23 protein-coding genes are annotated in these 23885 nt (G+C 70.1%); 9 read left to right on the top strand and 14 right to left on the bottom strand.

The window, feature by feature from the left end:
* Positions 1-9: 9 nt before the first annotated feature.
* From BM085_RS19400 to BM085_RS19375, 6 genes are all read right to left on the bottom strand, one after another.
* On the bottom strand, positions 10-921 hold the full coding sequence (locus tag BM085_RS19400) for a carbohydrate ABC transporter permease (RefSeq protein ID WP_093888362.1): 912 nt from the start codon (positions 919-921) through the stop codon (positions 10-12).
* On the bottom strand, positions 921-1823 hold the full coding sequence (locus tag BM085_RS19395; RefSeq protein WP_031172198.1) for a carbohydrate ABC transporter permease: 903 nt from the start codon (positions 1821-1823) through the stop codon (positions 921-923). The genes BM085_RS19400 and BM085_RS19395 overlap by 1 nt, the downstream gene beginning before the upstream one ends.
* 4 nt (positions 1824-1827) lie before the next feature.
* Positions 1828-3237 (bottom strand): N-acetylglucosamine/diacetylchitobiose ABC transporter substrate-binding protein, encoded by a 1410-nt coding sequence (gene ngcE, locus BM085_RS19390; protein WP_177245169.1) that lies wholly within the window; start codon positions 3235-3237, stop codon positions 1828-1830.
* A 22-nt stretch (positions 3238-3259) separates the two neighbouring features.
* Positions 3260-4018: a sugar isomerase domain-containing protein gene (locus BM085_RS19385; protein ID WP_093888360.1), complete on the bottom strand. Its 759-nt coding sequence runs from the start codon at positions 4016-4018 to the stop codon at positions 3260-3262.
* 2 nt (positions 4019-4020) lie between these two features.
* Positions 4021-4896, bottom strand: coding sequence for a MurR/RpiR family transcriptional regulator (locus tag BM085_RS19380; protein ID WP_031172202.1), 876 nt, complete (start codon positions 4894-4896; stop codon positions 4021-4023).
* A 175-nt stretch (positions 4897-5071) separates the two neighbouring features.
* A complete protein-coding gene (locus BM085_RS19375) occupies positions 5072-6154 on the bottom strand; it encodes a thiolase C-terminal domain-containing protein (protein WP_093888359.1) in 1083 nt (360 codons plus the stop codon).
* 200 nt (positions 6155-6354) lie between these two features.
* On the opposite strand from BM085_RS19375, the gene BM085_RS19370 reads away from it, so the two are divergent.
* The 6 genes from BM085_RS19370 to BM085_RS19345 all read left to right on the top strand — a co-directional run bounded on the left by BM085_RS19370 (position 6355) and on the right by BM085_RS19345 (position 13434).
* Entirely contained in the window at positions 6355-6957 is a 603-nt protein-coding gene (locus tag BM085_RS19370; RefSeq protein WP_218158761.1) for an HAD family hydrolase, read from the top strand.
* Positions 6958-7127: 170 nt separating this feature from the next.
* Positions 7128-7769, top strand: coding sequence for a MerR family transcriptional regulator (locus tag BM085_RS19365; RefSeq protein WP_093888357.1), 642 nt, complete (start codon positions 7128-7130; stop codon positions 7767-7769).
* A 191-nt stretch (positions 7770-7960) separates the two neighbouring features.
* Complete coding sequence (gene glnII / locus BM085_RS19360; RefSeq protein ID WP_093888356.1) at positions 7961-8974, top strand: glutamine synthetase; 1014 nt, start codon at positions 7961-7963, stop codon at positions 8972-8974.
* Positions 8975-9359: 385 nt separating this feature from the next.
* The gene (locus BM085_RS19355; protein WP_093888355.1) at positions 9360-10226 is read left to right on the top strand and encodes a TrmB family transcriptional regulator; all 867 of its coding nucleotides are present in this window, start codon (positions 9360-9362) and stop codon (positions 10224-10226) included.
* Between the two features lie 62 nt (positions 10227-10288).
* Positions 10289-11953 carry an NAD(P)/FAD-dependent oxidoreductase gene (locus tag BM085_RS19350; protein WP_093888354.1) on the top strand — a complete coding sequence of 555 codons (1665 nt, stop codon included), beginning with the start codon at positions 10289-10291 and terminating at the stop codon, positions 11951-11953.
* A 62-nt stretch (positions 11954-12015) separates the two neighbouring features.
* Entirely contained in the window at positions 12016-13434 is a 1419-nt protein-coding gene (locus tag BM085_RS19345) for an ATP-binding protein (protein WP_093888484.1), read from the top strand.
* A gap of 157 nt (positions 13435-13591) precedes the next feature.
* On the opposite strand, the gene BM085_RS19340 is transcribed toward BM085_RS19345, so the two are convergent.
* Both BM085_RS19340 and BM085_RS19335 read right to left on the bottom strand, forming a co-directional pair.
* Positions 13592-14851, bottom strand: a complete 1260-nt coding sequence (locus tag BM085_RS19340; protein ID WP_093888353.1) for an alpha/beta fold hydrolase — start codon at positions 14849-14851, stop codon at positions 13592-13594.
* 99 nt (positions 14852-14950) lie between these two features.
* Positions 14951-15880, bottom strand: a complete 930-nt coding sequence (locus BM085_RS19335; protein WP_093888352.1) for a LysR family transcriptional regulator — start codon at positions 15878-15880, stop codon at positions 14951-14953.
* A gap of 182 nt (positions 15881-16062) precedes the next feature.
* Between BM085_RS19335 and BM085_RS19330 the strand changes: the two genes are divergently transcribed.
* The 3 genes from BM085_RS19330 (at position 16063) to BM085_RS19320 (ending at position 20084) form a co-directional block, all read left to right on the top strand.
* Positions 16063-17376 (top strand): M64 family metallopeptidase, encoded by a 1314-nt coding sequence (locus tag BM085_RS19330; protein ID WP_093888351.1) that lies wholly within the window; start codon positions 16063-16065, stop codon positions 17374-17376.
* A 93-nt stretch (positions 17377-17469) separates the two neighbouring features.
* The gene (locus tag BM085_RS19325; RefSeq protein ID WP_093888350.1) at positions 17470-18528 is read left to right on the top strand and encodes an LLM class flavin-dependent oxidoreductase; all 1059 of its coding nucleotides are present in this window, start codon (positions 17470-17472) and stop codon (positions 18526-18528) included.
* A gap of 71 nt (positions 18529-18599) precedes the next feature.
* The gene (locus BM085_RS19320; protein ID WP_093888349.1) at positions 18600-20084 is read left to right on the top strand and encodes an AMP-binding protein; all 1485 of its coding nucleotides are present in this window, start codon (positions 18600-18602) and stop codon (positions 20082-20084) included.
* Positions 20085-20388: 304 nt separating this feature from the next.
* On the opposite strand, the gene BM085_RS19315 is transcribed toward BM085_RS19320, so the two are convergent.
* The 6 genes from BM085_RS19315 to BM085_RS19290 all read right to left on the bottom strand — a co-directional run bounded on the left by BM085_RS19315 (position 20389) and on the right by BM085_RS19290 (position 23739).
* Positions 20389-20745: a type II toxin-antitoxin system RelE family toxin gene (locus tag BM085_RS19315; protein WP_093888348.1), complete on the bottom strand. Its 357-nt coding sequence runs from the start codon at positions 20743-20745 to the stop codon at positions 20389-20391.
* A complete protein-coding gene (locus BM085_RS19310; protein WP_093888347.1) occupies positions 20742-21212 on the bottom strand; it encodes a hypothetical protein in 471 nt (156 codons plus the stop codon). Before BM085_RS19310 ends, BM085_RS19315 begins: the two co-directional genes overlap by 4 nt.
* Positions 21213-21501: 289 nt before the next feature.
* Complete coding sequence (locus BM085_RS19305; RefSeq protein ID WP_218158760.1) at positions 21502-21966, bottom strand: hypothetical protein; 465 nt, start codon at positions 21964-21966, stop codon at positions 21502-21504.
* A complete protein-coding gene (locus BM085_RS19300) occupies positions 21963-22559 on the bottom strand; it encodes a winged helix-turn-helix domain-containing protein (protein ID WP_093888482.1) in 597 nt (198 codons plus the stop codon). The genes BM085_RS19305 and BM085_RS19300 overlap by 4 nt, the downstream gene beginning before the upstream one ends.
* 350 nt (positions 22560-22909) lie before the next feature.
* Complete coding sequence (locus tag BM085_RS19295; protein WP_093888346.1) at positions 22910-23428, bottom strand: type II toxin-antitoxin system RelE family toxin; 519 nt, start codon at positions 23426-23428, stop codon at positions 22910-22912.
* A gap of 2 nt (positions 23429-23430) precedes the next feature.
* Complete coding sequence (locus BM085_RS19290; RefSeq protein WP_093888345.1) at positions 23431-23739, bottom strand: type II toxin-antitoxin system Phd/YefM family antitoxin; 309 nt, start codon at positions 23737-23739, stop codon at positions 23431-23433.
* Positions 23740-23885 lie beyond the last annotated feature (146 nt).

The raw sequence follows: 23885 nt of genomic DNA, 5'->3' as shown, positions 1-23885 counted from the left end.
CCTGGCGGGCTACTTGAGCGCTCCCGCCGTCAGCCCCTTCTGGATCTGGCTCTGGAAGAGCGTGTAGACGATCAGCATCGGGAGGATGGCCATGCTGAGCGCGGCGAACAGGGCCGACCAGTCCGCGTCGTAGCCGGCCGCGGTGGAGATGTCGGCGATGCCCTGCGTGAGCACCCACTTCTCCTTGTCGGAGGTGAGCAGGACCAGCGGGAGCTGGTACTGGTTCCACTGGCCGAGCACGTTGAAGATGGTCACGCTGATGATGCCCGGCTTGGCCATCGGGAGCATGATCCGGAAGAACACCCGGGTGTGCGAGGCGCCGTCCACGAAGGCCGCCTCGGCCACCGCCCCCGGCAGCGTCCTGAAGAACGCCGCGAGGAAGAACACGGTGAACGGCAGCGAGTAGGCGATGTAGACCAGGATCAGCCCGCCGTGGGTGTTGAGGCCGATGAACGGGCCGATCACCGGGATCGCGCCCATGTTCTGCACGACGAAGAACAGGGGGGTCAGCGCCAGATAGACCGGGAACGCCAGGCCGGAGACGAACAGCAGGTAGACGGCCCGGTTGCCGCGGAACCGGTAGCGGGCGAGCACGTAGGCGGCCATCGAGCCGAACAGCATCGTGCCGAACGTGCCGCCCGCCACGACGACGATGCTGTTGATCATGTACTGGCCCACGTGCGCCTGCTCCCAGGCCCGCGCCCAGTTGTCGAAGCGGAGGGAGGCCGGCAGCGACCAGGCGTCGCCGAAGATCTCGTCCTCGCTCTTCACCGACGCCAGGAACGTCCACACGATCGGCACCGCGACCAGGATCGTCCACACCACCAGCGTGACGTGCGTCAGGACCGACAGGGGCCCCAGCCGCCTCCTGCGCTCCGCACGGGCGTAGGCCCGGCTCCGGGGAATCACCGCGTCTGCCACTAGAACTCGATTCGCTCACGCCGCGACAGGCGCAGGGCCAGCGCCGCGAACCCGATGGTGAAGAAGAACAGCACCACGCCCATCGCGGAGGCGTAGCCGAACTTGAAGTACTGGAAGGCGTTGCGGTAGATCTCCGCCGCCATCACGGTCGTGGAGTGATCGGGCCCGCCGTGCTCGGCCGTCATCACCCACACGATGGCGAAGACGTCGAGCGCGGCGATGCCGAGATAGACCCAGCCGACCTGGATGGTGTCCCAGAGCAGGGGCAGCGTGACCCGGAGGAAGAGCTGCACCCCTCCGGCGCCGTCGATCGCGGCCGCCTCGAACATGTCGCGCGGGATGGAGGAGATGCCCGCCGAGAAGAGCACCACGTAGAAGCCGACCGCCTGCCAGACCAGCACGCCGAGGATCGCCCAGAGCGCGATGTCGGTGTCGGACAGGAAGCCCACCGGCTCGAACCCGAGGGCGATCAGCGGCGCGTTGAGCATGCCGCTCCGGTCGGGCCGGAAGACCTGCTGGAACAGGACGGCGACCACAGCGACGGCCAGCACCTGGGGGAAGAAGAACACCACCCGGTAGAACTTCGACCCCCAGACGCCCCCGGTGCCGCCCCGCCCGCCCGCGTTGAGCAGGAAGGCGAAGAACAGCGCGATGCCGATGGTGAGCAGCGGCATCAGGATCAGCAGGATGAGGTTGTGCCCCACCGCCTTCCAGAAGACGTTGTCGTCGAAAAGCCTCTGGAAGTTCTCCAGGCCCACGAGCCGCGGATTGGCGTTCACCCCGCGCCAGTCGGTGAACGCGATGTAGAAGGCCTGCGCGTAGGGGGCGATCACGTAGATCACGTAGAGTGCCACCGGGATCGCGAGGAACCCGGTGACGAACCGCATCCTGCCGTAGTTCACGGTGCTACCTCTTGAACTTCTTCACCGAAGAGTCGCTCTTGATCGATCCGGCTTTCTTCTGCGCGCGCTCGATCCACTGGTCGACGGTCAGCTTGCCGTTCATGAGCTGGCCGGACGCGGCGGCCACCTCGTCGTGCATCTCGGCGTACCACTTGCGGAACAGGAACCAGACGGCGTTGTCGCCCGCCGCGTCCAGGGCCGTCGAGGCGCTCTGCAGCCCCGGCTTGAGCGTGCGCCCCTCACCCGCGCCCTTGACGACGGTCAGCGTGGAGACCAGCTCCATGAACTTCCCGGCTCCCTCCTTGGAGAGCATCGCCCGCATGTACTCCAGGCCCGCCTGGGGGTTGGCCGACCTGGCCGGGACGATGTACTCCTCCCCCGGCTGGACGTGCAGCGTGCCGTACGGCAGGGCGTCGGAGGAGCCGAAGTCCGGCAGCGCGAACATCGCGTAGCCGAAGTCGGCCGGGGTGGAGTCCTTCTGCTCGTTCTCCAGCCACGAACCGCAGGGCAGCATGGCGACCTGGCCCTTGTTGTGGGCGGTCTGGGTCTGGACGTGGTCCAGGCCCGCGGTGCCCTGCAGGAGGTATTTGGCCCCGAGCTCGGCGAAGGCGGTCGCGGCCTGCTTGACCGGCTCGGCCTGCCAGGCGCCGTCCTCCAGGTTGTCGATGTTCTTCAGCACGTCCTTGCCGCCGATCTTCGCGGCGAGCGTGAGGATGGCCTCGTAGATGTAGAAGGGGTGCTTGCCCGCGTAGGTGAACGGCGCGGTCTTGCCGGACTTCTTGATGGTCTCGCAGAGCTGCAGGAACTCCGCCCAGGTCTTGGGCGGCTGCCAGCCCTCGGCCTCGAAGAGCTTCTGGGAGTACCACACGCCCCAGACGGTGTTGGCGTAGTTGAGGACGTACGGCTTGCCGTCGTAGCTGCCCAGCTCGATCGCGGTCGGGTCGATGGTGTCGCGCACCTTGACACCGGGGTCGTCCCAGCTCGGCGCGTCGTACAGGGGGGTGAGGTCGGCGAGCTGGCCGTCCTGGACCAGTGCCCCGAAGTCCATCGCGTTGGCGCCGGAGTTGTTGACGAACTCCGGCGGGTTGCCGCCGGCGAAGCGCGGCTGGAGGGTCTTGGCGATCTCCTTGGTCGCGTTGTGCTTGATCTCCAGCTTGGGGAACTTGGCCTTGACCAGCGGCTCGTGGATGCCCGTGGCGTAGGAGTCGCCGAACCCGCCGTCGAAGATCCAGACTTCCAGGGGCTTGCTCTCGGCGAGACCGAGCGGGTTGGCCGCGCTGGTGGCCCCGGCGGCCGGCGCCGCCGGGGAGGCGCCGCCTCCGCCCGCGGGACTGGCGCACGCGGACAGGACCGGCAGGGCGAGCCCCGCCAGGGCCGCGCTGCGCAGAAGCTCGCGCCGGGACAGATGGGTCATGCTTCCTCCTGCAGGGGGGTGGTTAGGCACCTCGCCGGATCCTTCCGGCGTAGCGGTTCTCAAGTGCCCGGTTGTGCTCGTCTCCGCCGGTGACGTTGGCGGAGCGGTAGACCGGCGGGGTCCGGCCGGCCTCGATCAGGCCGCGCACCACCTCGGCCATCATCATCTGGGCCAGCAGTGCCGAGGTGATCGTGGAGACCGCGCCGAACGAGCCGCCGTCCGGGAGCGGCAGGACCGCGTCGCCGTACGGGGCGCCGTTGTCGAGCACCACGTCGGCGAGGTCGAGCAGCTTGCGGCCGGAGGGGTGGCGGGAGGTCATCGCGGTGCTGTGCTGGACGGAGGTCAGGGCGATCAGGCCGTGTCCCCTGTCCTTGACGACGGAGGCGAGCTCCACCACCGAGCCGTTCACCCCGGAGCTGGAGATCAGCACGAACACGTCCTGCGGCTGGACGGGGGCCAGGTCGTAGATCCGCTGAGCGATCTTCGGGTCGCGCTCCAGCTCGCCGGGGGCGCCGAGCAGCGCCTCCACCGGGCTCCCGCCGTACAGGACGACGTCGCGCAGCGCGAGCCGGTTGGTGGGGACCAGCCCGCCCGCGCGGCCGGCGATCTCCATCGCGATCGCCTCGGAGTGGCCGGAGCCGAAGGCCTGGACCACCCCGTCGTCGAGCAGCGAACCCACCATCAGGCCGGCGGCCTGCCTGACCGCGACCCCCTGTGTCTGGAAGACCCCGTCCACCAGGGCCTTCACCTCATGGACGTAGTCGGCGGCGCCGATATCCACGGTCAACTCCTCTCCACGCGGTGACTCTCGAGCGCTCGGATCGTCCGCTCGAACGCCTCGTTGGTCTGCTCGTAGGTGCGCTGCGCGACCGCGACGTAGACGGCGTCGAGCACGAAGAGCTGGGAGTGGACGGCCGCCAGGCCGCCCAGCCGGAAGGTGGTCTCCCGGCTCGCGGTGGTCAGCACCAGGTCGGCCAGTTCGGCCAGCGGGGACCGGGCGAAGGAGGTGACGGCGACGGTCAGCGCCCCCCGGTCTCCGGCCTCGGCGAGCGACTCCAGCACCTCGCGGGTCCGTCCCTGGTGAGAGATCCCGATCGCGACGTCGCCCTCGGTCAGCAGCGCCGCGTCGGCGATCGCCTCGTGGGCGTCGGCGTGGCTCCAGCAGGGCACCCGGATCCTGCGGAGCCGTCCGCCGATCATGCCGGCCGCACCGCCGCTGATGGAGACCCCGAAGATCAGCACCCGCCGGGCGGCGACGATCGCGTCGGCGATCCTGGCGACGGTGGCCACGTCGAGCTGGGCCGCGGTCTCCTGGATGAGGCGGGAGTCGGCGGCGGCCATCACACCGATCGCCGCGTCGAGCGGGTCGGTCGGACCGATCTCGTGGCCCACGTTGGCGTCCCAGTTGGCCTGCGCCGCGCGGCCGGTCTCGGTGGCCAGCGCGACCCGCAGCCCGGCGTATCCGGCGAAGCCGAACACCCGGCAGAACCGCGTGACGGTGGCGGGCGAGCTGCCGCTCCGCTCGGCGAGCGCGATGATCGTGGATCGGGCCGCTCCGGCCGGGTCGGCCAAGATGGCCTCGCCGACCCGGCGCAGCGCCTCGGGCAGCGCGGGTGTCTCGGTCTGGATGCGGCCGAGTGCCCCTACTGCCACAGGCATTCCTTTCACCCGCCCAATGATTGGGTGAAAATTATTCTTAAGTGCGGTCCCCGTCAACCCCCTGGGGACCCGGCGTCGCCGCGATCGGACCCGCCCGGCCGTTCCGGGCCGCTCAGCCGTATACCGGACCGGGCGCGGCCATGCCGGACCGGGCCGCCCGGCCGGGCATGTCCGCTCAGCCGGGCCGGACCAGGAGCGCGGCGCTGCCGTAGCTGCCGCCGAACCCGGTCACCAGCGCCGTCCCCCGGCCCGCCCGGAGCTCCCGTACGGCCTGCGCCACGTTGTTGAGCCCGTGCACGTAGCCCTCGGACAGCAGGCCGCCGTGCGGGTTGACCGTGGCGTGGCGGCGCCGGAGCAGGAACTCCCCCAGCTCGGCCCGCCCGGCCAGGCCGAAGTCCTCCAGCTGCCGGGGCACCAGCCAGGAGTAGGCGTCGTAGAGCAGCGCGACGTCCACGTCCGCCGCCCGCATGCCCGAGGCCTCCCACAGCATCGGGGCGACATGGGCGGAGAAGATCGCGCTGACGTCGGGCGAACGGTCCATGGACGAGCAGCCGGGACCGCCTCCCCTGACCACGGCGTGGATCCGGGGGGCCTGCGGCGCGAGCCGCGCGTCACGGATCACCAGCGCGCAGGCGCCGTCGGTCTCCTGGCAGCAGTCCACGGTCCGCAGCGGCGAGCAGACGTACGGCCTGGCGAGGTAGTCCTCCAGGGACAGCGGGTCGCGGCGGAGGGCGCGCGGGTTGGCCGCGGCGTTGTCGCGGGACTGGGCGACGACCGCGTGCAGATGCTCCTCGGTCAGACCGGTCTCGTGCAGGTAGCGCTGGGCGGCCAGGGCGAACATCGGGATCGGCCCCGCCATGCCGTAGGGGATGGTGAAGCGTTCCTGCGGGCCGGTGGAGGCCGTGTTCATGCGCGTGCCGGAGCGGCCGTTCAACGCCCGGTAGACCAGCACGTTGCGCGCGACGCCGGCGGCGATCAGCATCGCCGCGTCCCCCAGGACGGAGGCCGCCTGGGTGCCGCCGCCGGTGATGTCGTTGTGCCAGCCCAGCCTCTCGATCCGCAGCGCCCTGGCGACCTGGACCACCGGGACGGAGTCGTTCATGTGGTAGCTGAGGACGGCGTCGATCCGCCCGGCCTCCACGCGGGCGTCGGCCAGCGCGGCCCGGGACGCCTCGACCGCGAGCTCCAGCTCGGTCCTGCCGGACCTCCGCGTCAGAGCCGTCATCCCGATACCGGCGACGGCCGCCCTGCCCCGCATACGACTCCCGAGGAGGTCGGGTCGCTCGCCGGAACGGGGCGCGATCCGCTCCGGCGAGCGACGTCCGTGGGCCGCGGGACGCCGTGGAGGCGAGCGGCGCTCGCCCGTCACGCTAGCCCGCGCCCGCCACTTAGGCAAGCGCTTGCTCGGTACAGGGCGCGGTAGGCTTGCGAAGATCCACAATCACGCGTTAGGTGATCATGCTCGATCAACGACTCCGGCCCGCCATGCCGTACGCCGCCCTCGTCTTCGACTGCGACGGCACCCTCGTCGACACCACCTCGGCCAACGAGACCGCGTGGCGGACGGCCCTGGCGGACTGGCAGGTGGAGCTCGACCCGGCGTGGTACCGCGCCCGCGCCGGCCTGTCCGCCGACCGCCTGCTGGCCGAGCTGGAGACCGAGACCGGCGCGGAGCTGGACTACCCGGCGGTGCGGGCGGCGGCGCTCGACGCCTACCAGTGGCTGATCCACACCGTCGTGCCGCACCCGCAGGTCGCCGCCGTCGCCGAGGCGCACCGGGACCGGGTGCCGATGGCGGTCGCCTCCGGCGGAGCGCGCCAGGCGGTGGAGGAGACCCTGCGCGCCACCGGCCTGCGCCCGCTGTTCGACGCCGTGGTCACCAGGGACGACGTCCGGTACGGCAAGCCGGCCCCCGACGTCTACCTGCTGGCGGCCCGGCTCCTGAACGCCGCCCCCCACACCTGCGTCGCCTACGAGGACACCGACGAGGGGGTGGCCGCCGCGCTCGCCGCGGGGATGACGGTCATCGACGTCCGCCCCTCGCTCCGGAAAGAGACGTGAGCCGGCACCGGCCGGTGATCGCCTGACATCTCCCGCGAATCACGGCAGACCGCGGCAGAGGAGAGTGCGATGATCGGCATGGTCGCCGGGGCGCCCCGAGAGGCCCGGCCGGACGGCTCCGGCGCCGGGAGGCGCACCCGGGGACGATTGGCTAGCTGTACTATCCAATAATGCGGATATCCCAGCTCAGCGCCGCGTCGGGCGTCCCCATCCCCACCATCAAGTACTACCTGCGCGAGGGCCTGCTCCCTCCGGGAGAGCAGACCTCCGCCACGCGGGCGGAGTACGGCGCCGGCCATATCCGCCGGCTGCGGCTGGTCCGCGCGCTGCTGGAGGTCGGGCGGCTGCCCATCGCGTCCATCCGCAAGGTGATCGCCGCCGTCGACGACGAGAACCTGGGCATGCACGAGGTGCTCGGCACCGCCCACTACGCCCTGGCCCCCGCCGTCGAGGCCCACGACGACGACGAGGAGTGGCGGCGCGCCCGCGCCGAGGCCGACCGCCTGATCACCGACCTCGGCTGGCGGATAGACCCCGGCGCCCCCACCCGCGACGAGCTCGCCCAGGCCATCCTCACCCTCGACCGGCTCGGCATGCCCGCCACCGGCGAGGCCCTGCGCCCCTACGCCGCGGCCGCCCTCGACCTCGTCGTCGAACACGAGATCGGCACCATCCCCCTCGACGGCCCCCGCGAGGCCGCGGTCGAGGCCCTGGTGGTCGGCACCGTCGTGCACGGCAGGGTCCTCGACGTCCTGCGCCGCCTCGCCCAGGAATCCGTCTCGGCCCGCTTCTTCGGCGTCCCCGAGAGCTGACGTCCCGGCGGCGCGGAGGGCGGACGGGCAGTTCACAGCCCCGCAGGAGGCCTGTGCGAACTTTCGGCAAGGCCTCTGCCTGGAGAAACGGGCTTAAGTAACATCCTGTTCACATTCGGGCAACAGATGCGAAATCGCGACTTGCGAATCTTTGGGAGCAGCAAACCACTCCCTCCTCAAGGACTCCGCCGATGACCTTCAAGGCTGAATACATCTGGATCGACGGCACCGAGCCGACCGCCAAGCTCCGTTCGAAGACCAGGATCCTGGCCGACGGCGCCGAGCTCCCGGTCTGGGGCTTCGACGGGTCCAGCACCAACCAGGCTGACGGCGGCTCCTCCGACCGCGTGCTCAAGCCGGTGTTCACCTGTCCGGACCCGATCCGCGGCGGCGGCAACGTGCTGGTGCTCTGCGAGGTCCTCGACACCGACATGACCCCGCACGCCAGCAACACCCGCGCCGCGCTCGTCGAGGTGGCCGAGAGGTACGCCGACCAGGAGTCGTGGTTCGGCATCGAGCAGGAGTACACCTTCTTCAAGGAGGGCCGCCCGCTCGGCTTCCCGCTCGGCGGCTTCCCCGCCCCGCAGGGCGGCTACTACTGCGGCGTCGGCGCCGACGAGGTCTTCGGCCGCGACGTCGTCGAGAAGCACCTCGACCTCTGCCTTGAGGCCGGCCTGGCGATCTCCGGCATCAACGCCGAGGTCATGCCCGGCCAGTGGGAGTTCCAGGTCGGCCCGGCGGGTCCCGTGGAGGTCTCCGACCACATGTGGATCGCCCGGTGGCTGCTCTACCGCATCGCCGAGGACTTCGACATCGCCGCCACGCTCGACGCCAAGCCGGTGAAGGGCGACTGGAACGGCGCGGGCGCGCACACCAACTTCTCCACCAAGGCGATGCGTGAGGGCTACGACCCGATCATCACCGCCTGCGAGGCTCTGGCCGTGAACGCCGAGGAGCACGTCAAGCACTACGGCGCCGGCATCGAGGAGCGCCTGACCGGTCACCACGAGACCGCTCCGTGGAACAAGTTCAGCTACGGCGTCTCCGACCGCGGCGCCTCGGTCCGCATCCCGTGGCAGGTCGAGGTGGAGAAGAAGGGCTACATCGAGGACCGTCGCCCCAACGCCAACGTCGACCCCTACCTGGTGACCCGCCTCATCGTGGACACCTGCTGCACCGCCCTGGAGAAGGCCGGCCAGGTCTGATCGGACGCGTGCCGGAGGCCGCGGCCACCCTGCCGGGGGTGGCCGCGGCCTCCGGCGTTCCCCGGCACCTGAGCGAGACGATACGTCCCGGCTTACTTAGGGCGCGTTCGGTCGCCCAACCCCGCCGCACGGAGACCCGGGGATCGCGTAAAGATCACTGAAAGCCCACGCGGGGCTCCCGGAGACTCGCCAAGCGGGCGCGCGGTCCCGCATAATGAATCCGATTCGGCTTCTGCGGAAACTCGCAGGAAGGGCATTCATCCCCAGGCCGGCCGGCCCATGGCGGCTATTTCACCGGCGAGCACTCCAGAATGATAAATACAAAGCCGAATCAGGTGCTTTAGGACAACACAAAACTGCCGCCGCGCGCCGTAGCATGACTGCGATGCGGGACGTAGTAGAACAGTTGCAGCGCCTGGGCATGTCGGGTTACGAGGCCAAGGCCTATATCACCCTGGTCGGCTCCGGGCAGCCGCTCAACGGCTATGAGGTGGCCAAGCGTTCCGGCGTGCCGCGCAGCACGGTCTACGAGACGCTGGGCAAGCTGGTGGCCAAGGGCGCGGCCTACGAGGTGCGGGGCGCCGAGGACGCCACCGACTACCTGCCACTGCCGCCCCGGTCGCTGCTGGAGCGCATGCGCCGGGAGTTCGACGACTCGATCGAGTCGCTGCAGGCCTCGCTGCCCACGATCGTGGCGCCGCCCGAGGCCCATCTGATCCACAACCTCAAGGACGCCGGAGCCCTGCTGGCCCGCGCCGAGGACGTGGTGGCCGCCGCGCGCACCGACCTGTTCCTGTCGATCTGGCCCGAGGAGATGAAGCGGCTGTCCCCGCTGGTCCGGCGGGCGGTCGGGCGGGGGGTCGACGCCTCGGTGATGCACTTCGGCCCCGCCGAGGACCTGGTCGGGCACCTGTACGAACACCGGTTCTCCACCCCGGATGTGATCATGGAGAACCTGGGCTGCCGTCTCCTGGTCGTCGCGGCCGACCGCCGGGAGGCCCTGATAGGCGGGTTCCTGGGCGGCTCGGCCTGGGGCGTCTACACCGAGGACCCGGCCGTGGTCCTGATGGCGGTGGAGTACATCAGGCACGACATCGCCCTGCAGATCATCGCCGACCGGGTCGGGCACGAGTCGCTGCGCGAGTTCTGGACCAGCGATCCGGAGTTCACCCGGCTGCGCGCCGGCCGCGGCCGTCCGGCCGCCCTGCTCCGCGCGGCCGGATGCCCCGCCCCCGAGCTTCCGGCAGGCTGAGCCCTAACAGGGGATGTGACATCCTTCGATAGAGGTTGTCTTATTTCGGGGGAAGGTAGGTCATGGATAAGCCGGTCATCATGACGGTCGACGACGATCCGGGCGTCTCACGTTCCGTGGCGCGCGATCTACGACGCCGTTACGGCCATTCCTACCGCATCGTCCGGGCCGACACCGCGGTCGCGGGAATGGAGAGCGTCCGCCAGCTCCGGCTGCGCGGCGACGACGTCGCGGCGATCCTCGCCGACTACCGAATGCCCCAGATGAACGGCGTGGAGTTCCTGGAACAGGCGATGGACCTGTATCCCTACGCCCGCCGCGTGCTGCTCACCGCCTACGCCGACACCGACGCGGCGATCCAGGCGATCAACGTGGTGGATCTCGACCACTACATGCTCAAGCCGTGGGACCCGCCGGAGGAGAAGTTCTACCCGGTCCTGGACGCCCTGCTCGACGCCTGGCACCGGGCCGACCGGCGCGAGTCCGACGAGCTGAGGGTGGTGGGAGCCCGCTGGTCGGCCAGGTCCTACAAGATCCGCGACTTCCTGTCCCGCAACCAGGTGCCCTACCGGTGGATGCTGGCCGACGACCCCGAGGGCGCGCAGCTCCTGGCCGCCGCCGGCGAGGGGTGCGAGATCAGCCCGGCCAAGCTGCCGCTGGTCATCACCTCGGACGGCACGAAACTCACCGCCCCGACCACCGCCGAGCTGGCCGCGGCGGTCGGCCTGTCCACCGCCCCGGCCACCGACTTCTACGATCTGATCGTCATCGGCGGCGGCCCCGGCGGGCTCGGCGCGGCGGTCTACGGGGCCTCCGAGGGCCTGCGCACCGTGATGGTCGAGCAGCACGCCTCCGGCGGGCAGGCCGGGCAGAGCTCCCGCATCGAGAACTACCTGGGCTTCCCCGACGGCGTCTCCGGCGCCCAGCTCGCCGACCGGGCCCGCCGCCAGGCGCTGAAGTTCGGCGCCGAACTGCTCACCGCCCGCAAGGTCACCAGCCTGGAGGTCAAGGGCCAGGCCCGGGTGGTCGGCTTCGCCGACGGCACCGGCATCGCCGCGCACACCGTGATCCTGGCCACCGGGGTCTCCTACCGGCGGCTGACCGCCCCCGGCCTGGACGACTTCGTGGGCCGGGGCACCTACTACGGCGCGGCCGTGACCGAGGCGCCCGAGTGCCGGGACCGCGAGGTCTACATCGTCGGCGCGGCCAACTCCGCGGGGCAGGGCGCGGTCTACCTGTCCGGCTACGCCAGCAGGGTCCATCTGATCGTCCGGAGCGACGGGCTGGAGAGGTCCATGTCGCACTACCTGATCGAGCAGATCTCCAACATCTCGAACATCGAGGTGCACACCGGGACCGAGGTGGTCGGCGCGGAGGGCGACGACCACCTGGAACGGCTCACGCTCAAGGGCCCGGACGGCGAGCGGACGGTCGACAGCGAGTGGCTGTTCGTCTTCATCGGCGCCGAGCCGTTCACCGACTGGCTCGGCGACACGATCGAGCGCGACGCCAAGGGCTTCGTCCTCACCGGGCCCGATCTGACCTCCGCCGAGAACCGCCCCCGCAACTGGCCGCTCCGGCGCGAGCCGTACCACCTGGAGACCAACGTGCCCGGAGTCTTCGCCGCCGGAGACGTCCGCGCCGACTCGATCAAACGGGTCGCCTCCGCGGTCGGCGAGGGCGCGATGGCCGTGGCACTGGTCCACCGCTATCTGGAGAAGGCGTGACCGGACGGAGCGAGGGCCCCGGCAGCCCCGGCACCTGGGCCATGGGTGACGAAGGAGGTCTCATGACCAGCACGGATGTCCTGCGCGGGCTGTTCCTCTTCGAGAAACTCGACGACGAGAAGCTGGAGTGGCTGGCCTCCCACGGCGAGGAGCGGGAGTTCGGCGCCGGCGAGCTGATCGTGCGGCAGGGCGACCCGGCCGAGTGTTTCCTCGTGCTCGTCGACGGCGAGATCGTCATGTCCACCGAGACCCCCGCCGGGGTGGTCACCATGACCCCCACCTCCCAGCGCGGGGTCTACGCCGGAGCGACCTCCGCCTACCTGGGCGACCGGGCCCCGGACACCTACTCCCACTCGCTGCGCGCGACCAAGCCCTCGCGGCTCTTCGTACTTCCCGCCAAGAAGTACGGCCTGATGATCGGCGAGTGGTTCCCGATGGCGGTCCACCTGCTCGACGGGGTGCGTCTCGGCGGGCTCGCCCAGCGGGAGATCATCGACCGGCGGCAGCGGCTGACCGCCCTCGGCACGATCACCGCGGGGCTCACCCACGAGCTCAACAACCCGGCGGCGGCGGCCGTACGGGCCGTGGGCGAGATGCGGGAGAAGGTCCGGTCGGCGCGGCGGCAGCTCGCCTCGCTGGCCGAGGCGGGCATCTCGGCCGGACGGCTGCGCGCGCTGATCGACCTGCAGGAGGGCTGCACGGACAAGGCCGCGAGCCTGCCCGCGCGGTCCCCGCTGGACGTCTCCGACGCCGAGGACGAGCTGGGCGACGAGCTGGAGGAGGCCGGGGTGGCGGACGGCTGGGAGCTCGCGCCGGCACTGGTCGCCGCCGGGTTCAAGGCCGGCGGAGTGGAGAAGGTCCGCGACGCGGTCGGGCAGGAGCACCTGTCCGGGGCGATGCACTGGCTCGCCGAGGCCATCGAGATCAACCAGATGCTGAACGAGGTGACCGACGCGACCGAGCGCATCTCCTCGCTGCTCGCCTCCGCCAAGCAGTACTCCCAGATGGACCGCGCGCCGTACCAGACCGTGGACGTCCGGGAGCTGCTGGACAGCACGCTCACCATGTTCCGGGGCAAGATCCCGCCCGGGATCAGCATGGCCACCGACTACGACCCGGAGCTGCCGCCGATCCCCGGCTACGCCGGAGAGCTCAACCAGGTGTGGACCAACCTGATCCACAACGCCCTGGACGCGATGGCCGGCACCGGCACGCTGACCGTACGCACCCGCCTGGAGCACGACACCACCGCCCTGATCGAGATCTGCGACACCGGCCCCGGCGTCCCCGAGCACCTGCGCGAGCGGATCTTCGAGCCGTTCTTCACCACCAAGTCCGTCGGCGAGGGCACCGGGCTGGGCCTGGACATCTCCTTCCGCATCGTCGCCGGCCGGCACGGCGGCGACCTGCGCGTGGAGTCGACGCCGGGCGACACCCGCTTCCAGGTACGGCTGCCGCTGACCGAGCTCCCCAGCCCCTGAGGCTCCCCGCCCCCGGGTGAGCGGGGACAATCGTCCCCATGCGATTCGGGATCCTGGGCGCCACGCGGGTGTGGCGTGACGACGGGAGCGAGGTGCCCGCCGGAGGACCGGCCCGGCGTCCCCGCCGTCATGGCGGCGGGGACGGCCGGGCGTGCTCTCAGGAGCCGTGGACGCCGTTGACCGTGTCCATCAGGCGGGCCAGCACCTGCCCGCCGGAGACGCGGACGCCGTCGTGCTCCCACTCGTTGGTCACCCAGGTCCGCACGTTGCCGACCGCGCGGGCGGTCCGCATGGACAGGCCCTCGTCGACGTACATGTCGTCGTAGTAGACGGCGGCGGCCACCGGGACCCGGTTGGCCGCCAGCCGTACCGGGTCGTAGAGGGCGGGCCAGTCGGAGGCGGCGGCGAGGATCTCGGCGGCTCCCCTGAACGGGCGGAGGGCGGCGATCTCGTCGAACATCCAGGGGTAGATCATCTCTCCGGTGGGCAGCAGCGGCTCGGCCTCCTCGGCGAACTCCTCGGGCAGCAGCCGGTGCGCCGCCCAGGCGGTGGAGGCGCCCTGGGCGTAGATCGACTCGTGCAGGACCGCGTAGAGGGGGTTGCCGACGAAGCCGGTGGCCATCATGACCTCATACAGGAACAGGTCGGAGAGCCGCTCGCCGTTCCAGGCCTCCTCCAGCACCCAGTGCAGGTATTCCGCGCCGTCGCTCATCCCCAGGCACAGGCCCATGCTCTGCAGGCGGCGCACGGTCAGCACGTCGCCGTCCGGCAGCTCGACCTTCTCGCGGCGCAGATGGGCGGCGATCGCGTCCAGGCGGGCGGAGTCGCCGGGGTAGCGGGCGAAGTAGCGGTCCACCTTCTCGCGGACCCTGGGGTAGGTGCGGGAGTAGACGTCGTCGGCGGTGGCGTCGAGCCCGGCCAGGCCGCCGGTCACGTAACAGGCCTTGAGCCCCTCGGGGGCCCGGGAGAGGTAGGTCAGCGTGACGAACCCGCCGTAACTCTGGCCGAGGGTCTCCCACTGCCGGTCACCGCAGAGCTCGCGCCGGATCAGCTCGGCGTCGGCCACGATCGCGTCGGCGCGGAAGTGCCGGAGACGGGCGGCCAGCTCGGTGTCGGTCCCGGTCACCGTCCTGGCGGTGAGCGGGGTGCTGCGGCCGGTCCCCCGCTGGTCGAGCAGGAGCACCCGGTGGGTCTTCAGCGCGTGCCCCAGCCAGCCGTCCGCCGCCACCGGTCTCGGCGCCTTGCCGCCGGGACCGCCCTGCAGGAAGACCAGCCACGGCAGGTCCTGATCCTGCTTGGCCGGGTCCACCGCCTCGCGGGCGAAGACCTCGATCGTCGGGCCGCCGGGATCGGCGTGGTCGAGGGGGACGGTGAAGACGTGGTCGGTGAGCGCGACACCGGGCAGAAGGACAGTCACCCGGGGAACGTTACCCGCTGCGCCACGCCGGCCCCCTGACGGCCCGGACGCTGTCACCGGCTGCGCCACTCCCGGCGCCGGGGACGGCCCCCGGCGGCGTCACCGGCTGCGCCACTCCCGATATCGGGGGCGTTCCCGGGCGTGGTCGGCGAACACCCGCACCGCCAGATCCCGTACGGCGGGCACGTGGGCGGCCAGCCCGCCCTGCGGATGCCACACCAGCAGGTGCCGCATCACCAGCGGGTCGCCGCGCAGCGGGCGGATGACCAGACCGGCGCTCTCGGCGAAGGTGGCCCGGCAGGGGGCGATGGCCCGGCCCGAGATGACGATCTCCCTGATGGTCCAGGCGTCCGCGGCCTGGTGCGGCGCGCGCGGGACGAATCCGGCCCGATGGCACGCCGTGCGGAAGCACTCGGGCCAGCCGCCCCCGTCGGACGGCGACAGCACCCACGCCTCCCCGGCCAGATCGGCCAGGTCGAGCTCGGAACGGCCCGCGAGGGGGTGGCCACCGGCCAGCGCCACGAACACGGGCTCGGCGGCGACCTGCTCCTGGCGGAGCGGCGGGACCGGGCGCAGCTCGTGACCCACGTAGTCGACGACCACGGCGGCGTCCAGGCGCCGGGCCGCGACCAGGTCGCACAGCAGCCGCGGCGCGGCGTCGGCGTAGGAGGTGATCTCCCGGCCGCCGAGCAGGTCGCCGAGCCGGTCGACCAGGCCGACCAGGATCGGCCCGTCCACTCCGCCGAGCCGTACCGGGCCGCCGGCGGGGCGGGCGGCGGCTCCGAGCAGCAGCTCGTCCATGCCGCTCAGCACGGTGCGGGCCCGGGCGAGCACGAAGTCGCCGAGCGGGGTGGGGCGGGCGCCGTGGCGGTCGCGGTCGAAGAGCCTGCCGCCGATGATCCGCTCGATCCGCTGGAGCTGCGCAGAGAGGGCGGGCTGGGTGGTGCCCAGGAGGGGCGCGGCCCGGGTCAGGCTCCCGGTGTCCGATATGGCACACAGGACACGCAGGTGCCGTAGTTCCAGGCTCACCGGACGAGCCTACGCCCCCATCCCACTTTCCATCACTCCGAGCTGATGGATGCCCGCTGAGCTGCAGCTTCCCCCTCTTCTCCGGTTCCGGCGGGCCGTCTTGTCACCGCCACGTGATCGGGGTGTTACCGCTCGACATCGAAGATCAGCGCATCTCACGACATTTCCTGAAAGGAAATTCTGTGCGCCGAATCCCCCTGCTGACCGCGGCGGCCGTCGCCGCCTGCGCGACCGCCCTCGCCGCCGCGCCCGCCCTCGCCTCCCCCTCCCCCGCATCCACGCCCACTCCCGCGCGGACCGCCACCGCGCAGGCCGCTCCGGCAGGTCCGACCAGGCCGGTCGAGGTCTTCGCCGAGGACGGCACCATCACCCGCGCCGAGGTGCCCGCCTCCGCCGGGCCGAAGGCCCGCTCCCTCGCCACGTCCGCCGCGAGGCTCACCCCCGTCGAGGTCAACGGGCCGAGCGCGGACCGGATCGACCTGGTCTTCGTCGGTGACGGCTACACCGAGGCCGAGCTCGGCCTCTACGGCGACCAGGTAGCCGCCAAATGGGCGCTGCTGTCCGGCCGCGAGCCCTTCAAGAGCTACCGCGGGCTGTTCAACGTCTGGCGGATCGACATCCCCTCGCCCGTGTCCGGCGTGAGCGGCGACCCCGCCCGTGACGTGGTCAGGGATACCCCGCTCGAGATGACCTTCTGGTGCGACGGCCTGGAGCGGCTGCTCTGCGTGGACGAGGACCGCGCGAAGTCCTACGCGGCGCTGGCGCCCGGCGTGGACCAGATCGCGGCGATGGCCAACTCCGCCAAGTACGGCGGCGCGGGCTACACCGACGAGGAGATGGCGACCTTCTCCGGCGGCAACGAGCGCGCCGGAGAGGTGCTGCCGCACGAGCTCGGCCACTCCCTGGGCGACCTGGCCGACGAGTACGACTACTACGCCTACCCGGGCGACGGCAGCCGCTACGACGGCCCCGAGTTCTCCGAGGTCAACGTCAGCGTCCGCGACGCCGGGCGGATGCGGGCCGAGCGGGCCAAGTGGTGGTACTGGCTCGGCGCGCCCAGCCCCGACGGCGACGTCGTCGGCGCCTACGAGGGCGGGTACTACACCCAGTACGGCGTCTACCGGCCCACCCCCAACTCGCTGATGAAGTCACTCGGCCGCGAGTTCAACTCGGTCAGCAGGGAGAAGATGATCCAGTCGTTCTACGCGATCGCCCGCCCGATCGACTCCCACACGCCCAACGAGCGGCCGGTGGCACGCACGTCGACGCTCTCGGTGACCCCCGCCCCGGTCCCGACGCTTTCGGTCCGCTGGTACCGCGACGGCAAGGAGCACCGGCCCTGGCGGGGCCGTACCTCGGTGGACGTCATCGGCATGGGCAACGGCGGCACCGTCACCGCCGTCGTCACCGACGAGACCACCGACGTGCGCGACCCCGGCTACCGGGAGGAGTTCCTGACCCAGTCCGTCACCTGGACCGTCCGCGGCAACCACTGATACGCTCGCCCAAGCGAGCGCTTGGTTTCGTACGGCCAGCCGTACCGGAAGCGCGGAACGGGACACACGGAGACGACCGCCAGGGGACAGCCGATGAAGTTCTCGACCTTCCACCTCTTCCACCGGTTCGACGGCCAGAGCTTCAAGGACGTCTACGACTACCACCTTGAGCTGGTCGAGCTCGCCGAGGAACTGGGGTTTCACGGGGTGCGGCTGGCCGAGCACCACTTCCGCGACTACGGCGTGGTGCCGAACCTGTTCACGATGCTGTCCCACATGGCCGCGCGCACCGAGCGGCTGCGGCTGGGGACCGGCATCGTGGTCCTGCCCCTGCACAACCCGGTCCACGTCGCCGAGGAGGCGGCCATGGTGGACATGCTCTCGGGCGGACGGCTGGAGCTGGGGATCGGCCGCGGCTACCAGAGCTTCGAGTTCGAGGGCTTCGGCATCGACCTGGCCGAGGCCCGCGACCGGTTCAACGAGGCCCTGGAGGTCGTGCTCGGCCTCTGGGGCAACCCGTCCTTCCGGCACGAGGGCAAGTTCTACCGGACCGGCACCGAGGTGGAGCTCGTCCCCCGGCCGGTCCAGGACCCGTTCCCGCCGATCCACGTGGCGGCCGTGTCCCCCGAGACGGTGACCATGTACGCCGAGCGCGGCCTGCCGATCCTGGCCGACCCGGCGGCGCCCTTCCGCAAGGTGGTCAAGGCGGCGGAGACCTGGCGGGAGACGGCGGAGCGGGCCGGGCACAACGTGTCCGCCTCGGAGCTGGTGGTCGCCCGCAGCGTCTACGTCGCCGCGACGGTCGAGCGGGCCCGCGAGGACCAGGCCAGGTTCGAGACGATGTTCGACCGGTCCCGGATCTTCAACGAGAAGAGCTCGCCGATCGACCCCCGGACCGGCAAGGCCGCCCAGGGCTTCGAGTACTACCAGGACCGCTATCTCAAGGGCGGCGCGGTCTCCAACGACTTCCGCTGGGAGCAGTTGGAGGTCATCGGCGACCCCGAGCGGGTGGTCGGCCAGATCCGGCTGCTCGAGGACGCCGGGTTCGCCAACCTGCTCTGCGACTTCGGCAGCACCAGGCCGATGCCGCTGGAGGAGATGAAGAAGGTCATGCGGTTCTTCGCCGCCGAGGTCATGCCCGCTTTCAAGTGATCCGTCCCGTACGGCTCGGGCCGGCCGCACGCGGAAGGGCGCGAGCCGTACGCCCCCCAGCAGGAGGCGCGATGATCCACCGGTTGACCCTGTCCGACGTCCTGGCCGAGCACGCCCGCAGCCGCCCCCGGGTGACGGCGGTGGTGGACGGCGAGGCGCGGCTCACCTATCCCGAACTCGACGAGCGGGTCACCCGCCTGGCGGACGCGCTGGCCGCGCGGGGCGTCACGGCCGGCGACCGGGTGCTGTGGCTCGGCCGCAACGGCCACCCGGTGCTGGAGCTGCTGCTCGCCTCCTCCCGGCTCGGCGCGATCTTCTGCCCGGCCAACTGGCGGCAGTCCACCGACGAACTGTCCTTCGTCGTGGACGACCTCACCCCGAAAGTCGTCGTCTGGGAGCGGTCCGAGGCCGCCGCCCCCCTGAGCGACGACGGCTGGATCCTCGCCGGCGACGGCTACGAGGCCTTCCTGTCGAGCGGCTCCCCGGCCGCCCGCCGGGAGGGGGCCGGCGACGACACGCTCCCGGTGCTCGCGCTCTACACTGCCGCCTTCGACGGCCGGCCGAACGCGGCCCTGCTCAGCAGCGCCGCACTGGTCGCGCACAGCACCGCGCTGCTGGTGGTCCGCCAGATGGAGGACGGCTTCACCTTCCTGAACAACGGCCCGCTGTTCCACGTGGGCACGATGATGTTCTGCCTGGCCACCCTGCAGATCGGCGGGACGAACGTGTTCACCCCGGCGTTCGAGGCCGAGGAGGTCTGCCGCCTGATCGACGCGGAGAAGGTCACCCAGGCGTTCCTGTTCGGCCAGATGATCGACGCGGTGACGGAGGCGAACAGGGACGGCAAATACGACCTGACATCGCTCCGCTTCGTCTCCCACTCGGCCGAGTGGGACGCGATGACGACGGTGGACGACTCCCCCTGGTGCCGGTCCAAGATGGGCGGCTACGGCCAGACCGAGGTGGGCGGCATGCTGACCTTCCTCGGCCTGGCCCCGGGCGCCGCCGGATTCGCCGGACGGCCGTCGCCGCTGGTCCAGGTGCGGCTGCTCTCCTCCGACGGGAGCGAGGTGCCGTCCGGGGAGGTGGGCGAGATCTGCGCCCGCGGCAAGTCGCTTTTCTCCGGATATTTCAACAGACCTGAGCTCAATGCGGAGAAGACGCGCGGCGGCTGGCACCACACCGGCGATCTCGGCCGCCGCGAGCCCGACGGCACGATCACCTTCATCGGCCCCAGGCTCCGCATGATCAAGTCCGGTAACGAGAACATCTACCCCGCCGAGGTCGAGCGGGCGCTGAAGACCCACCCCGCGATCGCCGACGCCGCCGTCATCGGCGTCCCCGACGACCGGTGGCACCAGGCCGTGAAGGCCGTCGTGGTCCTCAAGGGCGAGGCCACGGCCGAGGACGTCGTCGAACACGTCCGCGCCCGGCTCGCCTCATACAAGAAGCCCAGGCACGTCGACTTCGTCGAGGCCATCCCCAAGAAGGGCTTCACCCCCGACTACGACGCCCTCGACGACGCCCACGGCGGCGGCGGCTACCCCGGCTCCTGAACCGGCGACTACCCCGGTCCCGAACTGGAGGCTACTCCGGTTCCCGAACCGGGGCGGCCGCCCCGACCTCTGAACCAGGGGGCGGCCGCCCCCGGGCCATCCCCCGTACGCCCCCGGAATCGGCCACCCGCACTCACCGGCCGGGGACCGAGATCCGGCGGAATCCGGAGATCTACGCCTCCCTGCCCATCAGGCCGACGGGGCAGGCGACGTTGGCGCCGTCGAGGCTGGGGTATCCATCGGATCTCCCAAGACCGCCGCGGTCCGGGCGGGAGATCACCTGATCGGATTCCAGCCTTCGGCTTCAGACATCGGTGTCCTTCGGGTGACGAGGTGATGCATAGACGACCCAGACAGTTCGGGTGGCGTCATCGATGGCATAGCGAACGCGCCCGCCGCTGGTGACCTCGAATTCCCATTGCTCCAGTTCATGGCCATTATGGCGATGAGTCGCGAGGTCGCCACGTAGACGATGTCGACGCTCGTGATCAGCCCGTGAGCGTGGATCAGCACGCAGTGCCTCGAAACACCGGCGCGTGTTGGCCAAGGCGTGACGGCACAATTCCTCCCATCCCTTGACCGCGTCGCTGCTACCGAACCGGATATCCCATTCGCCATCCGGAGGTGGGACCGTGACCCGATCACCACGCTTCGGACTCACGCTGAGACCTCCACCGGCCCGAAGTCACCGCTTGTGGCCTTGCGAGCCTGGGCGTAGCGCACGGGGTCGGCCTTGATCCGAGCGGTCGCCCGCCAGCCCGCGATGACTTCCTGGGTGGTGACGTCGACATCCAGCTCCGCGGCGTCGGAGAGCGCCTCTACCAGTTCGAGGGTGAAGGAACGCAGTTCGGCGGAGGTGAGGTGACGCACCCAGGGGAAAACCTCGGGCATGGCGATGACCAGCGTGCGGGCGGTCGGATCATGCTTGACGAGGGCGAGGAACAGGCGGGATGCGGTAGCCAGCGTCTGCCCGCGTTGGTCCTCGCGGTCGGCGGCGGTCAGGTAGAAATCGGGGGCGTCTCGGTGGGTGATGCGTACTCGACCGAGGCGTGCGGCGCGTTCGGCGACGGCTCGGGGGTTTCTCGACAGGTCCGAGAAGGTGACGGCGTCGGCATTACCGGTACTCACCCCGCCATCGTAAGTCAGAACACATTCTGATAGATGGTGAATCACAGGAGAGAACGCCCTGCCGTCGCCTGCCGTCGAACCGGGCAAGCCGAACTGTCAGACAGCCCACCCCGGGAAGACGCGTGCAAGCGCGGGGAGTCACCTTCGGCCAGATCCTCGCCCGTCCGGCAAGGTCTCACGTGGATGGGTCACCTGACTTGACGCCGGTCCCTCCAAGGCCGCAGTGGCCGTTCCCGCCTCAGAGCCATGGCCGATGGCAGCGCCTTTCTGGCGCAGCGAGAAACCGCCGTCAGAAAGGTTGCATCTGATCGATCACCTTTGTCGCGATCTCCACGATCGCCTCGACCTTGGCCATGTCGGCTCTGACATCATCGGCGCTGAAACGGGGTGACCCCAAACGCGGATACTCCGCCTCGTTTCGTCGCCGACGCATCCGATCAAAAGGCCGCAGGCTCTGACCTAGTGGTGGGTCAAGCTGCGCGCCAACCGCCTCGTACACGGCGATGTGCCCACCTCGGCTGCTGGCCCGAAGTCCTTGGTTCTCCAGTACGGCGCACAGTGCCTTGCGCGCCGCGTCGTAGAGCAGCTGGTACGCGCCGATCGGATCCGATTCCATCGCAAGGCGAGCCGTCACCATATGTTTTCGAGCCTGAGCCAGCAGTTCCTCTGCCTGCGCCCGGCTCGCCACCACTCTTTCGATCTCACCACGGCCGAGCATGCCCTCAAGTGCAGCACGCCCCTGCTCCCACCTCACCGGCTCTCCCTCTTTTCAATCTTGAGTCGGACAAGCGGCCGAGACCTGACCGTTTCCAAGAAGGGGTCGCCGACAGAGGACTCCCAGTCATCGCGACTCAGTCGCCGTATGTTCACCTCTCTGCCCAGTTGCCGCTCGGCGCTCCTGGCGGCGTCGTAAAGATCGTCTTCATCAGCGGCTCCGACAACCAGGACATCTATATCCTTCGGCACTCTTCCCGGCTCGCCTGAGTACCGCGCGGCCCAGGAGCCGTAGATGTACGCCTCCTCAACGGCGGCGACACCGGAAAGTCGCTCACCGAGCACCGCCACCGGACCATATGTCAGAGCGAGCAGCTCGGTCAGCGGGCGGGCCACCACTACGTCGGTGTCCGCCTGAATCATCCGCAGGTTGCCGATCCTTCGCTCGACGACCAGACCCGCGGCAGCAAGACGATCGACTTCGCGAGTCACGGTCGAGGCCGAGACGTCGAACCTCTTCGCCAGCTCAATCAAGGCGTACTCCTCACCAGGGTGGAGAAAGAGCCAAGCCAGGAGCTCCCCCTGAAACGGAGAGCGCAACAGCGGAAGCAAGACGGGCGGAGGCTGTTTCATAACCTGAAACATAGCTTGCACCTTACGCAAGTTCTAGCGCCTGTGTGCCGGAATTGACGTCCGTCCTCGAAGTACCCGCCTCTAACGACACCTTTTTGCCTGACCGCTCCTCACACACATCCCGCTCACCGAACCGGGGCTGGATAGCAGAACGGCCCACGCCCAGGAGTCGAGGGTGAGCCGTACGGCGAGATCTGTGAAGCTACCCCCCTGTCGGGACCAAGCCCGTCTGGCAGGCGCCCCACCTCGATGGGTCACCTAGCTTGACGTTTGGTGCCGCCGATATCGCAGTAACCCAGCATCAAATGGCTCTCACCTGCACAGTGCCACCTGTGAACGGTGACTACGGGCTAACGTGCCCCCGAGCGGAACTCCGTCCAGAGATCGACGGCTTCCTCCAGGTCGAGTGCCGCCACATCCTCGCGGGCCATGCCGACTGTGTAGATCAACCGATTGGCGAGCCAGTCAGGAACCGACTCCCGTGCAGGCGCCTCGTCGATGTGAATGTGATCGGTCAGAGTTCCGAGGCGGTCGATGACCTCGCCGAGGCGGACGACATCGGGACGCGAACCGCCGGCCACCCGAACTCGCGCCTTGGCCTCGGCGTAGACCTCCGCGTCGGCCCTCTCGCCGACTGCCCAGATCTCACAGATCTCGACCGCCTTGTCATCGGTGATCCGATAGACGACCCGCCAGGTGTTCCGGCCGACGACAAGCTTGCGGAATCCGGTGAGCTCCCCACCCAACGGGTAGCCGGCCTCGGGGTTCTCCAGCAGCAGAAGGATCTTCTTCAGGACCTTGGGCACCGCGTCCGGACCGATCCTGCGGAGATCGTCAACGGCCGGGTCGGTGAATACGACGTCGGACACCGCTACTCGTCATCCGGAAGCGCGGCCAGCGACTCACGGGTATGCCCGAAGGCGGAAAGGACATCATCGATCGACGTCCGCCGACCGCTGTCGGTCGCCGACCGTACAAGAACCAGCGCCAGGTCACGCAGATCGGCTGCGGCCTCTTCCAACTCGTTGAGACGCCGCATGCTCACGACCGCCGCGACCGGCTGATGCCGGCGGGTCACCACCAGATCCGCCCCCTGCTCCGCATCAGCCACCAGACGGGCCACACCCCGCTGCGCGGCCTCGGTGACCGTGAGCTCGGTCGCATCATGGAGAGCAGTCATGCAAAAACTATACAGATAGCTATACAGAACAGCAATCACCGAACCGCGTCGCAGGCCGTCGTAGCGGAACGGCCTGCGCCTGAAAGATCGGCAGAGCCCATGGGCGGCACGCGAAGAGCTGATCCTCGGTCGGAACCAGGCCCGTC

Source organism: Streptosporangium canum (genome assembly GCF_900113865.1).
Classification (GTDB): Bacteria; Actinomycetota; Actinomycetes; order Streptosporangiales; family Streptosporangiaceae; genus Streptosporangium; species Streptosporangium canum.
Note: the sequence above shows the minus strand (reverse complement) of the source record. Positions and strands in the feature narration are given on the sequence as shown.